The organism is Streptomyces sp. NPDC001100 (assembly GCF_053598575.1).
This window is the reverse complement of sequence record NZ_JBSFKO010000066.1, coordinates 1-18,703: the sequence shown is the minus strand read 5'-3', so window position 1 is coordinate 18,703 and position 18,703 is coordinate 1. Positions and strand designations below refer to the sequence as shown.

The following is an 18,703-nucleotide window of genomic DNA, read 5'->3' as shown; positions in this document are numbered from 1 at the left end:
GATATTCGGTCGGGTGCAGGTCGGTGGGGGCTGGGCGCGCCCCGCGGCGGAGCCGCGAATGTCACAGCCCCGCGCCCCTTGGGTGGGTCCAGGTCGCGCATGTCTACAAGTCAACGGAGAAAATCGACCCGTGGAACTCACTCTGCTCGGCACCGGTGCCCCCGCGGGCCTCCCCCGCCTCGACTGTCCCTGTGCGGCCTGTGCCGTGTCGCTCGGAGTTGACGCCCGGGCGGCCACCGCCGTGCTCGTCGACGGGACGCTGTTGCTGGATCTGACGCCGGGGGCCGCGTTCGCGGCGGCTCGGGCCGGGCATTCGCTGGGCGGTGTGCGGCAGGTGCTGTTGTCGCATCCGCACGACGGGCCCGCGGTGGAGGTGCCGGTGGGGCTGCCGCAGCCGGGGCGGGTGCCGGACGGGCGGGAGCTGGCGCTGCTGACGGGGCACCGGGTGCGGGCGGTGGCGGTGGACTCGCCCGGTACCGGGTACGCCGTCACGGGCCCGGACGGGCAGCGGGTGCTGTATCTGCCGCCCGGGGCCGCGCCGGCCGGGTTGGAGGAGGGGAGCGTCGAGTCGTACGACATGGTGCTCGCCGATGTGGTGGGGCGGCCGGACGCGCTGGCCAAGTTGCGGGCGGTGGGGGCGATGGGGCCCGCGACCGATGTGATCGCCGTGCATCTGGACCACGATGTGCCGCCGGGCGCGGAGTTGGCGCGGCGGCTGGCCGCCGTGGGGGCGCGGGCCGTGCCGGACGGGTCGACGCTGACCGTGGGGGTCTACGAGGACGTGCCCGATGTGCCGCGGCGGACGCTGGTGCTGGGCGGGGCGCGGTCCGGGAAGTCGGTGGAGGCGGAGCGGCGGCTGGAGGCGTTCCCCGATGTGCTGTACGTCGCGACCGGCGGCTCGCGCAACGGGGACACCGAGTGGGCCTCGCGGGTCTCCGCGCACCGGGAGCGGCGGCCGGGGTCGTGGCGTACGGCGGAGACCTGTGACCTGGTGCCGTTGCTGGCGCAGGACGGGCCGCCGTTGCTGATCGACTGTCTGTCGTTGTGGCTGACGGACGCGATGGACTCCGTGGGGGCCTGGGACGACACGGAGTGGGGGGACGGCGGGGAGAAGCAACTGCGGGAGCGGGTGCGGGAGTTGACCGCCGCCGTGCGGGCCACCCGGCGGACCCTGGTCGCCGTGTCGAACGAGGTCGGCTCGGGGATCGTGCCGGCGACCGCGTCCGGGCGCCGGTACCGGGACGAGCTCGGGCGGTTGAACGCCGCGATCGCCGGTGAGTGCGAGCACGTGCTGCTGGTGGTGGCGGGGCAGGCGATCGCGCTACGGGGCTGACGGCTTCCGGCGCGCGATCAGTCGCTGCGGGGCCGGGAGCCGGTCCTGGAGGCCGCGGTGCTCGGTGACGATCTCGCAGTCGTGGGGCTCCAGTTGGGCGCGCAGGTCCTCCGGGCGTCCTTCCAGCAGGAGGAGGCCGCCGGGGCGCAGGACCGTGAGGGCCGCGTGGAGTTCGGCGGCGGGGTCGGGGGCGGGGGTGCGGTCGCGGAGGAGGGTGACGACGTCGTAGCGGGCGTGCAGGGCGGAGGTGATGTGCGGGTCGGTGAGGTGGCCGGCGTGGGCCTCTTCGATGCGTTCGGCGGCGCGGGCGCGGACGGCTCGCGGGGTGGGGTCGAGGCCGTCGAAGGAGGTGTAGGGGAAGAGTCCCTTCGCGGTCTCGGGGAAGTGGGCGTCGCCGGTGCCGACGTCGAGCCAGCTCTCCGGTTCGGGGAGCAGGCGCAGGATCGCGCGGGCCAGTGTCCGGTGACGGCGTCGCTCGTCGAGGGCGCTGACGCGGGTGCGCAGGCTGTTCATGGCGGCTCCCGGGGACGTACGGCAAAACGGTACAAAACGATACGTACGGGATACGGATCCTGGAGGCAAGGACGTCCGGGGCGCGTGGTGACCATGTGGCTCTGTCGCGCACGATCGCTGCCGGTACTGTTCGGCGAATGAGCTCGCTTAATCTCGACGACTTCACCGATCTGATCGAGCGCCCCGACGGCGGTGTGCGCCGTGACGCCGAGGCGCGGCGCGAACGTCAGATCGTGCCGCCCGGGTCGCTGGGCCGACTCGACGACCTGGGTGAGTGGCTGGCGGCGGCGCAGTCCTCCGTGCCGGTGCGGCCGGTCGAACGACCGCGCGTGGTGTTGTTCGCGGGCGACCACGGGGTCGCCGAACTCGGTGTGTCGGCCCGACCCGCGGGCAGCGCCGGGGAGTTGGTGCGGTCGGTCCTGGAGGGCGGCAGCCCGGCCGCGGTGCTCGCCCGGCGGCTCGGGGTGCCGGTGCGGATCGTGGACATGGCCCTGGACTGCGAGCCGGACTCGCTGCCCGACGAGGTCGTGAAGCACCGGGTACGGCGGGGCAGCGGGCGGATCGACATCGAGGACGCGCTGACGCTGGAGGAGGCGACGGCCGCGTTCGAGGCGGGTGTCGCCGTCGCGAACGACGAGGCCGACTCCGGTACGGATCTGGTGGTCCTCGGCGATGTGAGCGTCGGCGGCACGACCCCGGCCTCCGTACTGATCGCCGCGCTGTGCGGGACCGACGCGTCCGTGGTCACCGGGCGGGGCGGCCTCGCGATCGACGACCTGGCGTGGATGCGCAAGTGCGCGGCGATCCGGGACGCGCTGCGGCGGGCCCGGCCCGTGCTCGGGGACCAGTTGCAGCTGCTCGCGACGGTGGGCGGCGCCGACCTCGCCGCGATGACCGGGTTCCTGCTGCAGAGTGCCGTACGGAAGCTGCCGGTGATCCTGGACGGGGTGGTGGCCGCCGCGTGCGCGCTGGTGGGTCAGCGGGTCGCGTTCCGGGCGCCGGACTGGTGGCTGGCCGGACAGAACAGCGGGGAGCCGGGGCAGGCGAAGGCGCTGGACCGGATGGCGCTGGAGCCGCTGCTCGACCACGGCGTGACCGTCGGCGAGGGCGCGGGCGCGCTGCTCGCGCTGCCACTGGTACAGGCCGCGGCGGCACTGGCGGCCGAACTCCCGCTCAGGCCGGAGGAGTTGGAGGAGACGGAGGAGTCTTCTCCCTCGGTGGAGCCCGTTGCGGTGGCGGAGCCCGCGGCTGCCGCGGAGCCGCCCGTACCCGTTGCGGTCGCGGAGACCGCGGCTCCCGCAGAGCCGCCGAGCGCCGCCCGGCCGGAGCGGGCCGCGGAGCCGGAGAGCGCCGCGAGGTCGGAACAGTCCGCGAGGCCGGAGGCAGCCGTGGGGTCGGAGACGGCCGCGAGGCCGGAGGCAGCCGTGGGGTCGGAAGCGGCTGAGGGGCCGGAGAAGACCGCGGAGCCGGAGACGGCCGAGGACCCTGCCGAGGTCGGGGCGCCCGCCGATACGCGGAAGCCCGTCGACGTCGAGAAGCCTCAGGAGTGATCCGAGCGTGATCGTTGCGGCGACGGATAAGAACCGTTCGCCGCAACAACACCCATATGATCCTCCTTCATGGGAGATGTCCGGGTCGGGCCCGTTCAGGAACGTCACAGCACAGGCGCCTCACGGCGGGCCGCGGCCTTCGCCGTCTGGTATCTACGGGCCGTCGCGTTCATCAACTTCCTCAGCGCGGCATGGGTTTCGCTGGGGCAGGACGTACGACGGCACAACCAGGAGAACTTCTTCACGCCGTATCTGCTGACGGCCGGTTTCGCGTCCGGGGTGTTCACGGCGTTCCTCGCCATCACCATGCGGCGCCGCAAACGGGCCGCGTGGATCCTGAACCTGGTGGTCAGCGGGCTGTTCCTGGCGCTGTTCGGGTTCGCGATGTCGTTCCAGGAGATCCGCCAGTACGCGCAGAACTGGATCTCCCTGGGGCTGACCGCGGCCTTCGTCGCCGCGCTGCTGGTGGGGCGCCGGGAGTTCTACGCGAAGGGCGACCGGTCCAACCCCCGGCTGGCCGCCGTCGTCGCCGTCGGCGGCACGCTGGCCGCCTCGCTGCTGGCCGGGCTGCTGGTGACGGTCACCAACCAGGCGCACGACGCGTCCCGTTCGACGTTCGTGGAGCGCTGGCACTACGGCGCGTTCCGGCTGGTCACGATCGACGCCCCGGAGAACCGCTTCCCCGGGATCTGGACCCCGAACTGGGTCAACGTCGCCATCAACGTGCTCAGCACGCTCCTCGTCCTCGCCGTCTTCTACGCCGCCTTCCGCTCCCGGCGCGCCGTCGACCCGCTCACCGAGGACGACGAGAAGCAACTGCGGGCGCTCCTTGAGCGACAGGGCGAGCGGGACTCGCTCGGGTACTTCGCGCTGCGCCGGGAGAAGAGCGTCGTGTGGTCGCCGACCGGCAAGGCCGCCGTCGCCTACCGGGTGGTGGGCGGGGTGTCGCTGGCCTCCGGCGACCCCATCGGCGACCCGGAGGCGTGGCCCGGCGCGATCGAGCCCTGGCTCGCGGAAGCCCGCGTCCACGGGTGGATTCCGGCCGTCATGGGCGCGAGCGAGGAGGCGGGCACCGTCTACGCGCGGCACGGGCTCGACGCCCTCGAACTCGGGGACGAAGCCCTCGTCGAGGTCGCCGACTTCACCCTTGAGGGACGCGCCATGCGGACCGTGCGGCAGGCCTACAACCGGGTGAAGCGCGCCGGGTACACGGTCCGCATCCGGCGCCACGAGGACATTCCGGCCGAGGAGATGGCGTATCTGCTGAAGCGGGCCGACGACTGGCGGGACGGGGCCACCGAGCGCGGGTTCAGCATGGCGCTGGGCCGGCTCGGCGACCCGGACGACGGGCAGTGCGTGATGCTCGAATGCACCGACGGGGACGGCGAGTTGAGGGCGGTGCTGTCCTTCGTGCCGTGGGGCCCGCACGGGCTGTCGCTGGACCTGATGCGCCGGGACCGCGACTCCGACAACGGGCTCATGGAGTTCATGGTGATCGAACTCCTGCGCCGCGCCCAGGACATCGGAATCACCCAGGTCTCGCTCAACTTCGCCATGTTCCGCTCGGTCTTTGAACGTGGGGCGCGGATCGGCGCCGGACCGGTGCTGCGGCTGTGGAGGTCACTCCTCAGCTTCTTCTCCCGGTGGTGGCAGATCGAGTCGCTGTACCGGGCCAACGCCAAGTACCGGCCCATCTGGGAACCCCGGTTCCTGCTCTTCGAGAAGAGCGCGGACCTGCTGCGCATCGGTCTCGCGTCGGCGCGCGCGGAGGGGTTCCTGGAGGCGCCGGGACTGCCGAAGTGGCTGCACCGCAAGCACCTGGAGACGCACAGATGAACCGCCTCGCCCGCTGGGCCCGCGCCGAATGGGGACTGCTCTACGTCACCGTGCGCGAGCCGATCCTGAAGCGGCGCCGGCGGGCGATCCCGATGACCATCTGGGCGGTATTGCTGACGGCGGCACTGCAGTTCGTGCAGAACCAGTCGTGGGGCTACCAGTTCGTGCAGGACGCGGGTGCGGTCCGGGCCGAGGACCCGCTGTGGCTGGCGCTCCTCCGCACCCCGCTCTCCCTCTTCGTCCCGGCGCTGGACCTCCCCGTGTGGGGCGCCCTGGCCCAGGTCCTGTTCGTCTTCGGCATCGCGGAGATCTGTATCGGCCGCCGGCACACTCTGGTCATCGCCTACGTCGCGACCCTCGCCGGCACGCTCTACGCCCGCCTCGGCATCCGGCTCGGCTTCGACAACGCCTTCGGGCTGCCGGGCTCGGACCGCCTGGTCGTGGACACGGGCCCCTCGGCCGCGGTGGTCGGCCTCGCGGTGTTCGTCGCGTGGCGCTACGGCGCGTACGCGACGGCGCTCGCGGTGACCGGGGCGATGGCCGTCGAGGTGATGCTGAAGGGCAACCTCGCCGGCAAGGAGCACCTTGCGGCGATCATCGCGGTGGGGCTGCTGTGTCTGGGTTCGGCGCTACGGCACCGGCGGCTGCGCGTGCGGTAGGCGCGGCGGGGGCTCGGTCACTGCCGGCCGGGGATCCGCACCGGCTCCGGATCCGGCTTGCCGCCGATCCAGTCCTGGAGGGCGCGGCGCGGGCCCGCCCAGCGGCGGTCGTGGTGGTAGGCGCGGAGGGTGGAGCGGGCCCGGGCCCGATGGCGGCGCTTGCGGTAGAAGCGCTTGGCCCAGGGGGAACCCGGGCGGGCCAGCCGGATCGCGCCGACGAGGGCGACCAGCGGGACGAGGACGCCGAAGACCGCCGTGCGGGCCTTGCCCTTGCTCAGGGCGATGAGGGAGAAGAGGAAGTTGACGCCGACGCTGACGATCACGCCGGCGCGGTCGTGGAGTTCGGCGGCGGTGAGGTCGTTGACGCCGAAGGGCGAGAAACCGGCGAGGACGAAGCCGACCAGGGCCGCCGTGAGCACCACCGCCTCGACACTCTTGCGGCCGGCCTCGGTCCAGTACACGTCGTCGAGATAGAGGATCAGTGCGAACTCGTCCAGCACCAGGCCCGCGCCGATGCCGAAGACGATCGCGAACAGCGCGGAGCCTACGCCGTAGCGCGTGCTGGCCACCGCGCCGAAGCCGCCGAGCACGGAGAGGACCACGCCCGGGACGACGTGGTGGATGTGCACGTCACCCGCCTTGATGTTGCCGAAGGGGCCCTTGCCCGCGCGGATCAGCCGGGTGATGACACGGGTGATGAGGAAGGTCAGGACGAAGGCGGTGAGCGCGAGGAGCAGGGGCAACTTGCCCGGCTCGACGATGTTGCGGTGCAGCCAATGTCCCATATGTGCACTTTAACGATGACCGCCGTTACCGCTCCCCGGACCGCCGGGTAACCTGCGCCGGTGTCCAAGACCCCGCCTCTCGACAGCCTCCGCTTCGCCTTCGGCACCCTGACGGTTCTACCGGTCAGGGTCACCCGCTGGGACCGGGAGGCCGCGCGCGGCGGAATGATGGCCGCCCCGGTCGTCGGGACGGTCGTCGGTGTGTGCTCGGCGGAGGTCGGGCTGTTGCTGCTGTTCCTCGGCGCGGGCGCACTGCTCGCGGCTGTCGCCACGGTTGCCGTGCCCGCCGTGCTCACCCGGGGGCTGCATCTGGACGGGCTCGCGGACACCGCCGACGGGCTCGGGAGCGGGAAGCCGGCGGAGGACGCGCTGCGGATCATGAAGCAGTCCGACATCGGGCCGTTCGGGGTGCTCAGCCTTGTCTTCGTTCTGCTGGCCCAGGTGGCCGTGCTGGCGCAGCTCTACGGGGACTCGTGGGGGCGGGGGGCGGCCGCGGCGATCGTGTCCGCGGTCGCCGCGCGGCTCGCGTTGACCTGGGCCGCCCGGGCGGGGGTGCCCGCGGCTCGGCCGGAGGGGCTGGGGGCCGCGGTTGCCGGGGTAGTGCCTGTGGGGGGTGCGGTGGCCGTGACCTTGTCCTACTTGGTGATCTCCGCGGCGCTCGGGCCGTTCTTCGGAGCGCAGGGCAGGGTGCGGGCGGTTGGTGCCGTTGTCGTGGCACTGGTTGTCGCCGAGATTCTGCTGCGGCACTGTCGGCGCCGGTTCGGCGGGGTCACGGGGGACGTGTTCGGGGGGCTTGCGGAGACTGCTGCCACGACTGCGCTTGTGGTGCTCGCGCTGGGTGGGTGAGCGCGGGTGCGTGGGGGCTGGTCGCGCAGTTCCCCGCGCCCCTGAGGGAGTTGCCCTGGGACTTGTTCAACAGGACCGGCGCCAGGCGCCCAGTTCGTACTTCTTCTCCAGTGAACTCAGCTTCAGGCGGCGGGAGTTCGCGCAGAACTTGGTGGTCGGGAGTTCGTACTCGACGTGGAAGACCGCCTTGTTCGCCTCGATGAAGGGCTTCAGGGTGTCGCATTCGCCGTACTGGGCGCACTGTTCGTTGACCGCGAAGTCGAAGTCGCCTACCAGGGCGGGGATTTGGTCGAGGTCGTTCTTGAGGCCGACCGCCATTCCACGGTCGTGGGCGAGCTTCGCGATGAGCCGGTTGTAGCGGAGTTGGTCGGCTGCCTTCAGGGGGAAGCCGGTGTCGTTCCGGTAGCCGTCCATGTTGTCGGGCTCCACCGCGTCGAAGCCCTTCGCACGGCACATGTCGAGGCGGGTCGCCATCAGCGGTTCGAGGACGGCCGTACGGCGGATGTCCAGCCAGCGTTCGCCCTTCCAGCCGTTGCCCTTGCCCAGCACCGACTTGGGGAACTTCCCGGCGTCGGGGCGGAAGTCCTCCCAGGCGCCGGTGGAGAGGTAGCAGATGACCTTGCGGCCCTTGTCGTGCAGCGCGGTCACCGTGGCCTTGGACTGGTCGAAGCCGTCGATGTCGTAGACCGGGACGTCGACGGAGGTGTCCAGGCGTCCGCTGAGCTGCCACTGCCAGGCCACACCCGGGCGGGGCTGCCAGCGTTTCCCCGTCTCCGGCTTGTCGTCGGGGGTGGAGGTGCAGCCCGCGAGGAGCAGGAGGAGGAACAGGGGGAACAGCGCGGCCGAGCGTCTCACGGGGCGGGCTCCAGGGTGTGGGGCAAGGTACCCCAGGGATGATCTCCCATGCCCGGTACCGCGCAGTACACCGAGGCTCCCCCGCTGTAGGCCGCGTAGTCCAGGCCGACCTCCGGGTGCGCCCAGGTGTAGGCGTCGACCTGCGGGATGCCGTACGTCGTCTCGTAGGCCTCCAGCGCGGTCTGTTCCGCCGAACCCGCCCCGAACGGCGCCTCGTTCGGCAGGACCACGCCCTGGAACCTGGCGCGGGGCGTGCCGTCGACCGTGTCGCCGAGGAAGGCCGCGTCGATCGTGGGGCGGCCCGAGTCGTTCAGGTTCACAGTCGTGTACGGGACGCCCTCGCTCTTCAGCTGGGCGGCGACGGCCTCGACGGGGCCGTCTCCGTTGTCCACGACCAGTACCGCGAGATCGGTGCGCGGCTCACCGGCCGCGGACACCGCGGGCGCCCGCAGGCCCAGCACCAGCAGTCCGGCCGCCGCCAGGACGCTGGCGCCGGCTCTCCATCGGTGCGTTGTCTGTGCCATGTCGTCCCTCCCCCGGGCGATCCTCCGGGTGGTCGTTTCGCGGAGGATCCACGGAAGTCGCGCAAACGGATGGGCGTGTCGCCCACAGGGACCTCACGCGTGTGACTCAGGGCATCCGGGGTCAGGACCGAGAAGTGGCCACTCCGGTTCCGGTGCGTACCGCAGCGCCTTTTCCGGGGGCCCCGCGCGAACGCCCCGTCACACACACGCGCGTAGGCTCCGTTCTGGGCCGTCACCAGCCCCCTGTGTCCACCGCCGCCGCAGGTCGGAAATAGGGTCGGTTGTCGGGCCCGGTCGACCCACCCCGTTCGACCACGGAACTTCACATCGGAAGCGAGAATTCACCACTGTGACTGCTCTCACTCTCAGCACCGCCGCGGCGCCCGGCCTGCGGGCCGACGCGATCGTGATCGGTGTCGGCAAGGGCGGCAAGGGCCCGGTCGTCGCACCGGGCGCCGACGCCGTGGACAAGGCGTACGACGGCAGGCTCGCCGGCGTCCTGGAGACCCTGGGCGCCTCCGGTGCCGAAGGCGAGATCACGAAGCTGCCCGCCCCGGCCGGCTTCAAGGCTCCGCTCGTGCTCGCGGTGGGGCTCGGCGCCGAGCCCAAGGACGGCGACGCGTACGACGCCGAGGCGCTGCGCCGGGCCGCCGGCGTCGCCGCCCGCGCCCTGACCGGTGCCAAGAAGGCCGCCTTCGCGCTGCCCCTCGCCGACGCGGCCGACGCCGGTGCGATCGCCGAGGGCGCGCTGCTCGGCGCGTACTCCTTCGACGCGTACAAGGACAACGGCAAGGACGCCAAGGGCAAGGGCCCGCTCGGCGAGGTCGCCCTGCTCGGCGGCAAGCCGCGCGACAAGGAGTACAAGGCGGCCGTAGAGCGTGCGCTGGCGGTCACCGAGGAGCTGAACCGCGCCCGCGACCTCATCAACACCCCGCCGAACGACCTCGACCCCGAGGCCTTCGCCGCCGTCGCGCAGACCGCGGCGAAGGAGCACGGCATCAAGGTCGAGGTGCTCGACGTGAAGGCCCTGGAGAAGGGCGGCTACGGCGGCATCCTCGGCGTCGGCGCCGGTTCCGCGGCCGGTCCGCGCCTGGTGAAGCTGTCGTACACGCACGCCGAGGCCACCAAGCACCTCGCGTTCGTCGGCAAGGGCATCACCTACGACTCGGGCGGCATCTCGCTCAAGCCGGCCGGACACAACGAGACGATGAAGTGCGACATGAGCGGTGCCGCCGCCGTGTTCGCGGCCGTGGTCTCCGCCGCCCGTCTCGGCCTCGCGGTCAACGTCACCGGCTGGCTGGCGCTCGCCGAGAACATGCCGTCCGGTTCCGCGACCCGTCCCGGTGACGTGCTGCGCATGTACAGCGGCAAGACCGTCGAGGTCCTCAACACGGACGCCGAGGGTCGGCTCGTCCTCGCGGACGCGCTGTGGGCGGCGTCGGCGGAGAAGCCGGACGCGATCGTGGACGTGGCGACGCTGACCGGCGCGATGGTGCTGGCTCTGGGGAGCCGGACCTTCGGGGTCATGGCGAACGACGACGCGTTCCGTGCGGCGATCGTCGACGCGGCGGAGGAGGTCGGTGAGCCGTCGTGGCCGATGCCGCTGCCGGAGCACCTGCGCAAGGGGATGGACTCCCCCACCGCCGACATCGCGAACATGGGTGAGCGGATGGGCGGCGGGCTGGTCGCGGGGCTGTTCCTGCGGGAGTTCGTGGGTGAGGGGATCACCTGGGCGCACCTCGACATCGCGGGGCCCGCGTTCAACGAGGGCGGCCCGTTCGGTTACACGCCCAAGGGTGGGACCGGGTCCGCGGTGCGTACGTTGGTGCGGCTCGCGGAGCTGACCGCCGCGGGGGATCTGGGCTGACGTTCGCCCAGTAGCTCGATGCGCCGAGGTGCGCGGGCGACTGCGGGCCGGCTGTGGCCGGTCACGCAGTTCCCCGCGCCCCTGCGTATCTCACCTCAGCCGGTGTTCTCATGTGAGCGTGTGGCGTCTCACACCCCAGCCCGGCGTCTCGTTAGTCCTCGACAAGTGCGAAGATGGGCTCGGCAGGACAGGGCCCCCACCACAGGGCCGAAAGAAAGAGCGGCCGGACACCAGCCGCCGCCCGGTCACTGACGACCGGCGTACGGCGCACATGCATGGAGGACGTGACGTGGCGAACGACGCCAGCACCGTTTTCGACCTAGTGATCCTCGGCGGTGGTAGTGGCGGTTACGCCGCGGCGCTGCGCGGGGCCCAGCTGGGACTGGACGTCGCCCTGATCGAGAAGGACAAGGTCGGCGGCACCTGCCTGCACCGGGGATGCATCCCCACCAAGGCTCTGCTCCACGCGGGCGAGATCGCCGACCAGGCCCGCGAGAGCGAGCAGTTCGGCGTCAAGGCCACCTTCGAGGGCATCGACGTACCGGCCGTCCACAAGTACAAGGACGGTGTCGTCTCCGGCCTGTACAAGGGACTGCAGGGTCTGATCGCGTCCCGCAAGGTGCACTACATCGAGGGTGAGGGGCGGCTCTCCTCCCCCACCTCCGTCGACGTCAACGGCCAGCGCATCCAGGGCCGCCACGTCCTGCTGGCGACCGGCTCCGTGCCGAAGTCGCTGCCGGGCCTGGAGATCGACGGCAACCGGATCATCTCCTCGGACCACGCCCTCGTCCTGGACCGCGTGCCGCAGTCCGCGATCATCCTGGGCGGCGGTGTCATCGGCGTGGAGTTCGCCTCCGCGTGGAAGTCCTTCGGCGCCGACGTGACGATCGTCGAGGGCCTCAAGCACCTCGCCCCCCTTGAGGACGAGAACTCCTCCAAGCTTCTTGAGCGCGCGTTCCGCAAGCGCGGCATCAAGTTCAACCTGGGCACCTTCTTCTCGAAGGCCGAGTACACCGAGTCCGGTGTCAAGGTCACTCTCGCCGACGGCAAGGAGTTCGAGGCCGAGCTGCTGCTCGTCGCCGTCGGCCGCGGCCCCGTCTCCGCCGGTCTCGGCTACGAGGAGCAGGGCGTCGCGATGGACCGCGGCTACGTCCTGGTCGACGAGTACATGCGGACGAACGTCCCGACCATCTCCGCCGTCGGCGACCTCGTCCCGACCCTCCAGCTCGCGCACGTCGGCTTCGCCGAGGGCATCCTGGTGGCGGAGCGGCTGGCCGGTCTGAAGGCCGTCCCGATCGACTACGACGGTGTCCCCCGGGTGACCTACTGCCACCCCGAGGTCGCCTCCGTGGGCATCACCGAGGCCAAGGCCAAGGAGATCTACGGCGCGGACAAGGTCGTCGCTCTGAAGTACAACCTCGCGGGCAACGGCAAGAGCAAGATCCTCAACACCTCCGGCGAGATCAAGCTCGTCCAGGTGAAGGACGGTGCCGTGGTCGGCGTCCACATGGTCGGCGACCGCATGGGCGAGCAGGTCGGCGAAGCCCAGCTGATCTACAACTGGGAGGCGCTGCCCGCCGAGGTCGCGCAGCTCATCCACGCCCACCCGACGCAGAACGAGGCGCTCGGCGAGGCCCACCTGGCGCTGGCCGGCAAGCCTCTCCACTCCCACGACTGACCCCCTCGGTCGGACGACGACACAGACTTCCGCAATTCGTAAGGAGCAACCGAAACCATGGCGGTTTCCGTAACCCTTCCGGCGCTCGGTGAAAGCGTCACCGAGGGCACTGTCACCCGCTGGCTGAAGGCCGAGGGCGAGCGCGTCGAGGCCGACGAGCCGCTGCTGGAGGTGTCGACCGACAAGGTCGACACCGAGATCCCCTCGCCCGTCGCCGGTGTCCTGGCCTCCATCAAGGTGGCCGAGGACGAGACCGTCGAGGTCGGCGCCGAGCTGGCCGTGATCGACGACGGCACCGGCGCGCCCGCCGCCGCCCCGGCCCCGGCCGCCGAGCCCGTTGCGGCTCCGGCCCCCGCTGCCGCCCCGGCGCCCGTCGCCGAGGCCCCCGCGGCTCCGGCGCCCGCCCCGGCCGCACCCGCCCCCGCTGCCGCCGCTCCGGCCGGTGGTGCTTCCGGTACCGACGTGGTCCTGCCCGCACTGGGCGAGTCCGTCACCGAGGGCACCGTCACCCGCTGGCTGAAGGCGGTCGGCGAAGAGGTCGCCGAGGACGAGCCCCTCCTCGAGGTCTCCACCGACAAGGTCGACACCGAGATCCCCTCGCCGGTCGCCGGCGTGCTGCTGGAGATCCTGGTCGGCGAGGACGAGACCGCCGAGGTCGGCGCCAAGCTCGCCGTCGTCGGCGCCGCGGGTGCCGCTCCTGCGGCTGCCCCGGCCCCCGCCGCCCCGGCACCCGCTCCCGCGGCCGCCGCTCCGGCTCCGGCCGCCCCCGCGGCTCCGGCCCCCGCGCCGGTCGCGCCTCCGGCCCCGGCTCCGGCGCCCGCCCCGGTCGCCGCACCGGCTCCGGTCGCCCCCTCCGCCCCGGCCCCCGCGCCGGTCGCGGCCCCGGCTCCGGTGGCCCCGGCCGCTCCGGCGCCCGCCGCATCGCAGGCCACGGACGACGGCGCCTACGTGACCCCGCTGGTGCGCAAGCTCGCCGCCGAGAACGGCGTCGACCTGTCCACCGTCAAGGGCACCGGCGTCGGCGGCCGTATCCGCAAGCAGGACGTCATCGCCGCCGCCGAGGCCGCGAAGGCCGCCGCCGCTGCTCCGGCTCCCGCAGCCGCTGCCGCTCCGGCCGCCGCCGCGAAGAAGACGCCGACCCTGGAGGCCTCGCCCCTCCGCGGCCAGACCGTGAAGATGCCCCGCATCCGCAAGGTCATCGGCGACAACATGGTCAAGGCGCTGCACGAGCAGGCGCAGCTGTCCTCGGTCGTCGAGGTCGACGTCACGCGCCTGATGCGGCTGCGCGGCCAGGCGAAGGACTCCTTCGCGGCGCGTGAGGGCGTCAAGCTCTCCCCGATGCCGTTCTTCGTCAAGGCGGCGGCCCAGGCGCTGAAGGCCCACCCGGCCATCAACGCCCGGATCAACGTCGAAGAGGGCACGATCACCTACTTCGACACCGAGAGCGTCGGTATCGCGGTGGACTCCGAGAAGGGCCTGATGACCCCGGTCATCAAGCACGCGGGCGACCTGAACATCGCCGGTATCGCCAAGGCCACCGCCGAGCTCGCGGGCAAGGTCCGGGCGAACAAGATCACCCCGGACGAGCTGTCCGGCGCGACCTTCACCATCTCCAACACCGGTTCGCGCGGCGCGCTCTTCGACACGATCATCGTGCCCCCGAACCAGGTCGCGATCCTCGGCATCGGCGCCACGGTCAAGCGCCCCGCCGTCATCGAGACGGAGGAGGGCACGGTCATCGGCGTCCGCGACATGACGTACCTGACCCTCTCCTACGACCACCGCCTGGTGGACGGCGCCGACGCGGCCCGTTACCTGACGGCCGTCAAGGCGATCCTGGAGGCGGGCGAGTTCGAGGTCGAGCTCGGCCTGTAACCCACCTCGCTTGTACGGCGCCCCCGTTCCGGAGCCTTCCGGGCGGGGGCGCCCCGCGTTTCCCGGGCGGGCGGCCCGTCGTATGCCGCTCGCATCCCGGCGTACGATCCCGTCGAGGGCCGGGCGCCGATGTCGCCGCCGGGCTGTGCGCGCAGCACCGTGACGGCGCCGTGCTCCCACTCGTCCCTACCGAGGACGTGGAAACCCCTGCCGGCCCGGCCGAACTCCTGGGCACCGTCCGGTCTCACGAGGACACGGGCGCCCACGGGGCCGCGGCGCCGGCCATGTTCCGCCGCCGCGCGGCGGCCGACGTGCCGCCCGCCGCGACGGACGTCGGCCGAGACCCGGCCGCCCCCACGGCGATACCGCCACAGCCGCCAGCCCGACCCCCGCGCTCCCGGATTCCGCTGCTCACCGCGTCCCCCGACGCGCCCGGGGCCGACCGCACCACCCGCCCCACCAGCGTGTAAGTCTCGTCTCACCTGCATGAAAGCGCCCCCGTGCGCCCCTCCCGAGCGGGTGTGCGGCCTTATTGTCTAAACGTCAAACGCCCTTAAGGAGCTCTCATGACCGCGCCCGTCGTCCACTCGCTGCGCGAACAGATCCGCGAGCACATCGTGGAGGGGATCGTGAGCGGCCGCTGGAAGCCGGGCGAGCGGATCGTGGAGCGGCGGATCGCGACCGAGCTGGAGGTCAGCCAGACGCCGGTGCGGGAGGCGCTGCGCGAGCTGGAGTCGCTGCGGCTGATCGAGTCGGCGCCGAACAAGGGCGTCCGCGTGCGGAATCTGACGGCGGCCGACCTGGAGGAGAGCTACCCGGTGCGGGCCGGTCTGGAGGCGATCGCGGCGGAGCTGGCGGCCGAGAAGCTGGCCGAGGACTGCTCGGCGCTCGAACCGCATGTGGCCGCGCTGTACGAGGCGGACCGCGCGGCCGACGGGACGGGCCAGGTGCGGCACACGGTGGGCTTCCACCGGGAGCTGGTGCGGGCGGCCGGCAACTCGGTGCTGCTGCACACCTGGGAGGGCCTCGGCATCGAGGTGTTCACGGCGCTGTCGATCCGTTGGCTGGGGACGGTGCAGCAGTCGTACGCGGAGGAGCACGAGGAGCTGGTGGCCGCGTTCCGGCGCCGGGATCCGCGGATCGCGGAGCTGGTGAAGGCGCACGTTCTGGGCTGCGCCCCGCGCCCCTGAACACCGCGCCCACTTCACCCCTACGGGGCGCGGGGCTGTGACATTTACGGCTCCGCCGCGCGGGCGCGACCAGCCCCCACGCACCTGCACCCCACACACAACCCGAGCCCCCCCGCCCTGAACACGCTGCCCCACAGGAGCGCTCCCCCGCTCAAAAGACCCCTCCGACCTGCGAAAACCCCGGGCGCCTACGACACCCGGTGCCGCCGCCGGAGGCACCGCGTGCCGACTTTCTCGTAATCAAGATATTTTGCCCGGGAACCTTTGATCGATCATCGATCAGGGAGTTACAGTCACCGACGGGCCCGCGGCGGAAGCCGCAAAGTGTCACAGCACAAGGGCCCGCCGCCCTGTCCTGCCAAAGACCAAGGGCACCCCCGAAAACCCCTTGCCGACGAGGGAACCCCCCTTCGACTGAGGAAGGCGGCGTTATGACCGACCCCTACGCCATCCAGCCGAGCGAGCTCGACCAGCTCCCGGACCGCGACCCCGAGGAGACCGCCGAATGGCAGGCCTCCCTGGACGCCGTCGCGAAGGCTGCCGGCCCGCACCGCGCCGCGTATCTGATGCGCCGCACGCTGGAGCGCGCGGAGGGCAACGGCATCGCGCTGCCCAAGCTCCTCGAGACCGACTACGTCAACACCATCCCGACCGCCGCCGAGCCGGCCGCGCCCGGTGACGAGGCGCTGGAGCGCCGGATCACCGCGTGGAACCGCTGGAACGCGGCGGCGATGGTGACCCGGGGCGCGAAACACGGCGTCGGCGGCCACATCGCCACCTTCGCCTCGGCGGCCTGGCTGTACGAGACCGGCTTCAACCACTTCTTCAAGGGCAAGGAGGCGGACGGCTCCGGCGACCAGCTCTACATTCAGGGCCACGCCTCCCCCGGCATCTACGCCCGCGCCTTCCTCGACGGCCGCCTCACCGAGGCGCACCTCGACAACTTCCGCCAGGAGGCGGGCGGCAACGGCCTCCCGTCGTACCCGCACCCGCGCCGCCTGCCCTGGCTGTGGGAGTTCCCGACGGTGTCGATGGGCCTCGGCCCGCTCTCCGCGATCTACCAGGCGCGCTTCAACCGCTACCTCACCGCACGCGGCATCAAGGACGTCTCCCAGTCCCACGTCTGGGCCTTCCTCGGCGACGGCGAGATGGACGAGCCGGAGTCGACGGCCGCCCTCGCACTGGCGAGCCGCGAGGGTCTGGACAATCTCACCTTCGTCATCAACTGCAACCTGCAGCGCCTCGACGGCCCGGTCCGCGCGAACTTCAAGATCGTGCAGGAGCTGGAGGCCCAGTTCCGGGGCGCCGGCTGGAACGTCGTCAAGTCGCTGTGGGGCAACGCCTGGGACGAGCTGTTCCGGCTCGACACCACGGGCGCGCTCGTACGACGCCTGCGCGAGGTACCCGACGCCCAGGTGCAGACGTACCAGACGCGTGACGCGGCCTACATCCGCGAGGACTTCTTCGGCAAGGACCCGGCGCTCGTCGAGCTGGCGAAGCTGCTGAGCGACGACAAGATCCTGGAGTGTTTCCACCTCTCCCGCGGCGGTCACGAGTCCCGCAAGGTGTACGCGGCCTACAAGGCGGCCCTGGACCACAAGGGCGGCCCGACCGTCATCCTGGCCCAGACCGTCAAGGGCCACACCCTCGGCGAGGGCTTCGCGTCGAAGAACGCCAACCACCAGATGAAGAAGCTGTCGACGGACGAGTTCAAGCAGATGCGTGATCTGCTCGAACTCCCCATCAAGGACAGCGACTTCGTCGACGGGGTCGTGCCCTACGGCCACCCCGGCGCCGACTCCCCCGAGGTCCGCTACCTCCAGGAGCGGCGCGCGGCCCTCGGCGGTCCGGCCCCGGCCCGCCGTACGCACGCGATCGCTCCGCTGCCCTCCGCTTCGGAGAAGGCGTTCGCGTCCTTCGACAAGGGCTCGGGCAGCCAGAACGTGGCGACGACGATGGCCTTCGTCCGCCTGGTCAAGGACCTGGTCCGCGACAAGGAGACGGGCAAGCGCTGGGTGCCGATCGTCCCCGACGAGGCGCGCACCTTCGGCATGGAGTCGCTGTTCCCGTCGCTGGGGATCTACTCCCCCAAGGGCCAGACGTACGAGCCCGTCGACCGCGACCAGCTCATGTACTACAAGGAAGCCAAGAACGGCCAGATCCTCAACGAGGGGATCACCGAGGCCGGTTCGATGGCGGACTTCATCGCCGCGTCCACGTCGTACGCGACGCACGGCGAGGCGATGATCCCCTTCTACATCTTCTACTCGATGTTCGGCTGGCAGCGCACGGCCGACCAGATGTGGCAGCTCGGCGACCAGCTCGGCCGCGGCTTCCTGGTCGGTGCGACGGCGGGCCGTACGACGCTGACGGGCGAGGGACTCCAGCACGCGGACGGTCACTCGCCGGTGATCGCGGCGACGAACCCGGCGGCGCTGTCGTACGACCCGGCGTTCGCGTACGAGGTCGCGGCGATCGTGAAGGACGGCATCCGCCGGATGTACGGCGAGGCCGCGCCCGGCGAGGACCCGAACGTCTTCTACTACCTCACCGTCTACAACGAGCCGATCCCGCAGCCCGCCAAGCCGGCCGGACTCGGTATCGACGAGGGCATCGTCAAGGGCCTGTACCGCTTCAACACGGCGGAGTCGGCGGGACTTTCGCCCGCGGCCAACGCGGCGCGGATCCAGCTCCTCGGTTCCGGTACGGCGATCCACTGGGCGCTGAAGGCGCAGCAGCTGCTCGCCGAGGACTGGGGTGTGGCGGCCGACGTGTGGTCGGCGACGTCCTGGACCGAGCTGCGGCGGGACGCGCTGGAGGCGGACGCGGCACTGCTGCGGGGCGAAGAGCGGGTGCCGTACGTGCGGCAGGCGCTGCACGGCGCCGAGGGTCCGGTGCTCGCGGTCTCCGACTACATGCGGCAGGTGCCCGACCAGATCGCGCAGTGGGTCGAGCAGGACTACTCCTCGCTGGGCGCGGACGGCTTCGGTCTGTCGGACACGCGTGACGCGGCCCGCCGTTACTTCGGCGTCGACGCGGAGTCGATCGTCGTGGCGGCGCTGGCACAGTTGGCGCGGCGCGGGGAGGTCAAGGCGACGGCCGTGAAGGAGGCGCGCGAGCGCTACGGGCTGTAGGAACACCCCCTCAAACGCCGGACGGGCTGGATCTCCAGCCCGTCCGGCGTTTGAGGAC

At 71.7% G+C, this 18,703-nt stretch carries 14 protein-coding genes and 1 pseudogene; 11 read left to right on the top strand and 4 right to left on the bottom strand.

Going from position 1 to position 18,703, the window contains the following annotated elements; all coding sequences use genetic code 11:
- The first annotated feature begins 130 nt into the window (after nucleotides 1-130).
- Complete coding sequence (locus tag ACWDEW_RS46970; RefSeq protein ID WP_450522237.1) at nucleotides 131-1,333, top strand: bifunctional adenosylcobinamide kinase/adenosylcobinamide-phosphate guanylyltransferase; 1,203 nt, start codon at nucleotides 131-133, stop codon at nucleotides 1,331-1,333.
- Here ACWDEW_RS46970 and ACWDEW_RS46965 read toward each other — a convergent pair.
- The gene (locus ACWDEW_RS46965; protein WP_450522235.1) at nucleotides 1,322-1,846 is read right to left on the bottom strand and encodes a methyltransferase domain-containing protein; all 525 of its coding nucleotides are present in this window, start codon (nucleotides 1,844-1,846) and stop codon (nucleotides 1,322-1,324) included. The two genes, ACWDEW_RS46970 and ACWDEW_RS46965, sit on opposite strands and share 12 nt — an antisense overlap.
- A 137-nt stretch (nucleotides 1,847-1,983) precedes the next feature.
- On the opposite strand from ACWDEW_RS46965, the pseudogene cobT reads away from it, so the two are divergent.
- From cobT to ACWDEW_RS46950, 3 genes and pseudogenes are all read left to right on the top strand, one after another.
- Nucleotides 1,984-3,069, top strand: a pseudogene (cobT, locus tag ACWDEW_RS46960) (nicotinate-nucleotide--dimethylbenzimidazole phosphoribosyltransferase); the annotation flags it as partial.
- A gap of 396 nt (nucleotides 3,070-3,465) precedes the next feature.
- Nucleotides 3,466-5,232 carry a phosphatidylglycerol lysyltransferase domain-containing protein gene (locus ACWDEW_RS46955; RefSeq protein WP_450522233.1) on the top strand — a complete coding sequence of 589 codons (1,767 nt, stop codon included), beginning with the start codon at nucleotides 3,466-3,468 and terminating at the stop codon, nucleotides 5,230-5,232.
- The gene (locus tag ACWDEW_RS46950; RefSeq protein WP_450522231.1) at nucleotides 5,229-5,891 is read left to right on the top strand and encodes a hypothetical protein; all 663 of its coding nucleotides are present in this window, start codon (nucleotides 5,229-5,231) and stop codon (nucleotides 5,889-5,891) included. Before ACWDEW_RS46955 ends, ACWDEW_RS46950 begins: the two co-directional genes overlap by 4 nt.
- 17 nt (nucleotides 5,892-5,908) lie before the next feature.
- Here ACWDEW_RS46950 and ACWDEW_RS46945 read toward each other — a convergent pair whose 3' ends face one another.
- On the bottom strand, nucleotides 5,909-6,676 hold the full coding sequence (locus tag ACWDEW_RS46945; protein WP_450522229.1) for a hypothetical protein: 768 nt from the start codon (nucleotides 6,674-6,676) through the stop codon (nucleotides 5,909-5,911).
- A 60-nt stretch (nucleotides 6,677-6,736) separates the two neighbouring features.
- Between ACWDEW_RS46945 and cobS the strand changes: the two genes are divergently transcribed.
- Nucleotides 6,737-7,522, top strand: a complete 786-nt coding sequence (gene cobS, locus ACWDEW_RS46940; protein WP_450522227.1) for an adenosylcobinamide-GDP ribazoletransferase — start codon at nucleotides 6,737-6,739, stop codon at nucleotides 7,520-7,522.
- A 66-nt stretch (nucleotides 7,523-7,588) separates the two neighbouring features.
- On the opposite strand, the gene ACWDEW_RS46935 is transcribed toward cobS, so the two are convergent.
- The gene (locus ACWDEW_RS46935) at nucleotides 7,589-8,377 is read right to left on the bottom strand and encodes an endo alpha-1,4 polygalactosaminidase (protein WP_450522225.1); all 789 of its coding nucleotides are present in this window, start codon (nucleotides 8,375-8,377) and stop codon (nucleotides 7,589-7,591) included.
- On the bottom strand, nucleotides 8,374-8,901 hold the full coding sequence (locus ACWDEW_RS46930; protein ID WP_450522223.1) for a hypothetical protein: 528 nt from the start codon (nucleotides 8,899-8,901) through the stop codon (nucleotides 8,374-8,376). Before ACWDEW_RS46930 ends, ACWDEW_RS46935 begins: the two co-directional genes overlap by 4 nt.
- A gap of 349 nt (nucleotides 8,902-9,250) precedes the next feature.
- On the opposite strand from ACWDEW_RS46930, the gene ACWDEW_RS46925 reads away from it, so the two are divergent.
- The 6 genes from ACWDEW_RS46925 to aceE all read left to right on the top strand — a co-directional run bounded on the left by ACWDEW_RS46925 (nucleotide 9,251) and on the right by aceE (nucleotide 18,645).
- On the top strand, nucleotides 9,251-10,768 hold the full coding sequence (locus tag ACWDEW_RS46925; protein ID WP_450522221.1) for a leucyl aminopeptidase: 1,518 nt from the start codon (nucleotides 9,251-9,253) through the stop codon (nucleotides 10,766-10,768).
- Nucleotides 10,769-11,057: 289 nt separating this feature from the next.
- Complete coding sequence (gene lpdA / locus ACWDEW_RS46920) at nucleotides 11,058-12,446, top strand: dihydrolipoyl dehydrogenase (protein WP_362984924.1); 1,389 nt, start codon at nucleotides 11,058-11,060, stop codon at nucleotides 12,444-12,446.
- Nucleotides 12,447-12,503: 57 nt separating this feature from the next.
- Nucleotides 12,504-14,321, top strand: coding sequence for a 2-oxoglutarate dehydrogenase, E2 component, dihydrolipoamide succinyltransferase (gene sucB, locus ACWDEW_RS46915; RefSeq protein ID WP_450522219.1), 1,818 nt, complete (start codon nucleotides 12,504-12,506; stop codon nucleotides 14,319-14,321).
- Nucleotides 14,322-14,491: 170 nt separating this feature from the next.
- Nucleotides 14,492-14,791 (top strand): hypothetical protein, encoded by a 300-nt coding sequence (locus ACWDEW_RS46910; RefSeq protein ID WP_450522217.1) that lies wholly within the window; start codon nucleotides 14,492-14,494, stop codon nucleotides 14,789-14,791.
- 96 nt (nucleotides 14,792-14,887) lie between these two features.
- A complete protein-coding gene (locus tag ACWDEW_RS46905; RefSeq protein WP_019075869.1) occupies nucleotides 14,888-15,511 on the top strand; it encodes a GntR family transcriptional regulator in 624 nt (207 codons plus the stop codon).
- A gap of 431 nt (nucleotides 15,512-15,942) precedes the next feature.
- On the top strand, nucleotides 15,943-18,645 hold the full coding sequence (gene aceE, locus ACWDEW_RS46900; protein ID WP_450522215.1) for a pyruvate dehydrogenase (acetyl-transferring), homodimeric type: 2,703 nt from the start codon (nucleotides 15,943-15,945) through the stop codon (nucleotides 18,643-18,645).
- Nucleotides 18,646-18,703 lie beyond the last annotated feature (58 nt).